This is a genomic window from Pseudonocardia xinjiangensis, from assembly GCF_012911925.1.
In the GTDB taxonomy this organism is placed as follows: domain Bacteria; phylum Actinomycetota; class Actinomycetes; order Mycobacteriales; family Pseudonocardiaceae; genus Pseudonocardia; species Pseudonocardia xinjiangensis.
Genome location: NZ_JAAXKY010000278.1, coordinates 1 through 3,256, shown reverse-complemented (window position 1 = coordinate 3,256; position 3,256 = coordinate 1). Strand labels below are relative to the sequence as shown.

Genomic DNA, 3,256 nt, shown 5'->3' with positions numbered 1-3,256 from the left:
AGCTGACGGCCGCGGCGCTGCAGCACCTCGAGCTCCTGCGGACCGCCGGACCGCGTCACCGACACCGCGAACGCCGCCCACTCGCGCAGCGCGTCGAGCAGATCGGGGGGCAGCTCCGGGTCACCGGGCTGCCGCTCCCCCAGTACGACCCGACCTCCTGTGACGAGCTCCACCCGATCAGCCTACGGCGGTACCCACCGCGTGGAAGGCCACCGCCGCCGCGGTCGCCACATTGAGCGAGTCGACCCCGGCGGCCATCGGGATCCGGACGCGCACGTCGGCTGCGGCGAGCGCCTCGGCCGACAGGCCCGGTCCCTCCGCGCCGAGGAGCACGGCGACCCGCTCCCCCCGCAGTCCCGACACCGTCAGCGGCACGGCGTCGGCCGCCGGCGTCAACGCCGCGACCTGCATCCCGGCCGCCCGGAGCAGGTCGAGCGACTCCGGCCACGGCCCGGGCAGCTCGGCGAACGGCACCCGCAGGACGTGCCCCATCGACACGCGCACGCTGCGGCGGTAGAGCGGGTCGGAGCAGCGGGGTCCCAGCAGCACCGCGTCGACACCCAGCGCGGCGGCGTTGCGGAACAGCGCGCCGAGGTTCTCGTGGTCGTTCACCCCCTCCAGCACCGCCACGAGCCGGGCGTCGCGCAGCAGCGCCACCGGATCCGGCGACCCGGCCCGATCCGCCACGGCCAGCACCCCCCGGTTGAGGTGGAACCCCACGACCTCGGACATCGTCGAGGCGTCCGTGGCGTACGCAGGCACGTCGAGCCCGGCCAGGTCGTCGGCGAGCTCGTCGATCCGCCGCGGCACCCCCAGCAGCGAGCGCACCGGGTACGGCGAGTCGATCATCCGCCGCACCACGACGACCCCTTCGGCGATCACGAGCCCGCGGCCACCGGGACGGTCCGGGCGGCGGTCGGCGGCCGTGAGGTCGCGGTAGTCGTCCGCCCGCGGGTCGGCCGGGTCGTCAAGGGTGATGATCGTGGCCACGCTCCGAATCGTCCCAGCCGCGAGGTGTCCCACCCGTCATCCGGTCGGCCGTAGCGAAGGCTTCACCCACCGTGTCACGGTTGACAACCGCCCGGAGGCGCCCGCCGCCCGAGGACTGCTCGGGTCCGAGCATTGAGAGCGCTCCGGCTCGGCCCGGGGGCAGGAGGCACTGCACGCATGGGTCAGGACGTCGACCGACGAACGTTCAGTCGACGGGATCGACAGCAGTACCGGGCGAAGGTGCAGCGCTGTCTCGACGTTCTCGCACTCATGCTGCGGGAGCACCCGTTTGCCCGCGACGAGCCCATGACAGGGATCGAGGTGGAGCTCAACCTCGTCGGCCGTGATCTCGAACCCTCGTTGACAGGCGCCGACGTCCTGCACGCCATCGGCTCGTCGGAGTTCCAGTCCGAGCTCGGCCGCTGGAACCTCGAGCTGAACCTGCCGCCCCGCCTGCTGCCCGGCGACCGGTGGCGGCACCTGGAGCACCAGCTCCTCGACGAGCTCTCCGTCGCCAGGGCGAAGGCCGTGGACTGCGGCGCGAACCTGGCCGTCATCGGCATCCTCCCCACCCTGGAGCGCCGCCACCTCGTCGCCGCCGCCCTGTCGCCCGACGAGCGCTACACGATGCTCAACGAGCAGATGCTGAACGCCCGCGGTGAGCCGATCCGGCTCGACATCGCCGGTGACGACCCGTCGGGGCGCCACGGGGTGGAGCCGGAACATCTCACCGCCGACTTCGACTCCATCGCACCCGAGGCGGCCTGCACGTCCATGCAGCTGCACCTGCAGGTGCACCCCGACTCGTTCGCCGGCTACTGGAACGCCGCGCAGTGCGTCGCCGGCGTCCAGCTCGCCGTCGCGGCGAACTCCCCGTTCCTGCTCGGCTCGCGGCTGTGGGCGGAGACGAGGATCCCGCTCTTCGAGCAGTCGTGCGACGTACGCACGCCCGAGCTGCGCAACCAGGGCGTCCGGCCCCGCGTGTGGTTCGGCGAGCGCTGGATCACCTCGATCCTCGACCTCTTCTCGGAGAACGGCCGGTACTTCCCCGCGCTGATGCCCGTCACCGAGGACACCGACCCGATGACCGAGCTGCAGGACGGCCACGTGCCGGGGCTCGACGAGCTGCGCCTGCACAACGGCACCATCTGGCGTTGGAACCGCCCCGTGTACGACATCGCGGACGGGGTGCCGCACGTGCGCGTCGAGAACCGCGTGCTGCCGGCCGGGCCGACACCGCTGGACATGGTGGCCAACGCGCTGTTCTTCTACGGGCTGCTGCGCTCGCTCGTGGAGGCCGATCGGCCGCTGTGGAGCTCGATGTCGTTCGAGGCCGCCGAGGAGAACTTCACCACCGCGGCCCGGCACGGCATGGAGGGCCCGCTCTACTGGCCGGGCAGCGGCTGGATCCGGCCCGACGAGCTCGTGCTGCGCAAGCTGCTGCCGCAGGCGGCCGAGGGGCTCCAGCGCTGGGGTGTCGCCTCCGAGGTGATCGACCGCTACCTGTCGGTGGTCGAGCGGCGATGCGTGAACCGGCGGACCGGGGCGTCGTGGCAGCTCGACACCGTGGCGGTGCTGGAGGCCCGCGGCGCCGACCGCCCGACGGCGCTGCGCGGCATGCTGGAGCGCTACCTGGAGGCCTCGGCGGCCAACGAGCCCGTGCACAGCTGGCCGCTGCCCGGCTGACCCGGCCGCGCCGCGGCGGTCCGTCCCGGACCGCACACATCCCGTGGCCACCGTGCACACGTCAGGACGTGTGCACGGTGGCCATCAGGTGTGCATGGTCAGGCGAGGCCGCGTGGCCCAGGCCCTCGTTCACCATCGCAAAGCGCTCTCCCGTTCCGCCTCGCGGCGGCCGGGGCGCTCCTAGTGTCGATCCCGTTCCGAAGGCGGCTCCCGCGAGGTAGCCGCAGGTCGACCGGCCGAGCCGGTCGGCACCACCAGTAGTCCGTGCGCCCGGGCGATCCGCTGCGGGTGCGATCTCGCGCGCCCGCAGAACCGGGGGAACCATGCCCGAGCGACCCACCCCGACCCTCCGCACGCGCCGGGCCGCGCTCGCCGGCCGAGCCCGGTGACGACCGTGGCCCGCTTCCGGCTCTTCGGCCGCGCACCGGCACCCGAGGGCCCTCCGCCCGGGGCACCGGCCGCCCACGGCGGCTCGCCCTACGGTCCGCAGGCGCTGTACGGCCCCCCGCCGCCGGTCTGGGGAGCACCCGCTCCCGCCGGACCACCGCCGGTCGGTGCGGGCGCTCCCTGGCCCGCTCCC

Annotated in this window: 2 protein-coding genes and 1 pseudogene; 2 read left to right on the top strand and 1 reads right to left on the bottom strand. The window is 73.7% G+C overall.

Annotation, left to right across the window (positions count from 1 at the left end; all coding sequences use genetic code 11):
• Positions 1-177: 177 nt before the first annotated feature.
• On the bottom strand, positions 178-990 hold the full coding sequence (locus tag HF577_RS36935; RefSeq protein WP_169400642.1) for a TrmH family RNA methyltransferase: 813 nt from the start codon (positions 988-990) through the stop codon (positions 178-180).
• 177 nt (positions 991-1,167) lie between these two features.
• Here HF577_RS36935 and HF577_RS36930 point away from each other — a divergent pair, with 177 nt between their 5' ends.
• The gene (locus tag HF577_RS36930) at positions 1,168-2,676 is read left to right on the top strand and encodes a glutamate--cysteine ligase (protein ID WP_169400641.1); all 1,509 of its coding nucleotides are present in this window, start codon (positions 1,168-1,170) and stop codon (positions 2,674-2,676) included.
• Positions 2,677-3,061: 385 nt separating this feature from the next.
• Positions 3,062-3,256: pseudogene (locus HF577_RS37765) on the top strand (hypothetical protein); the annotation flags it as partial.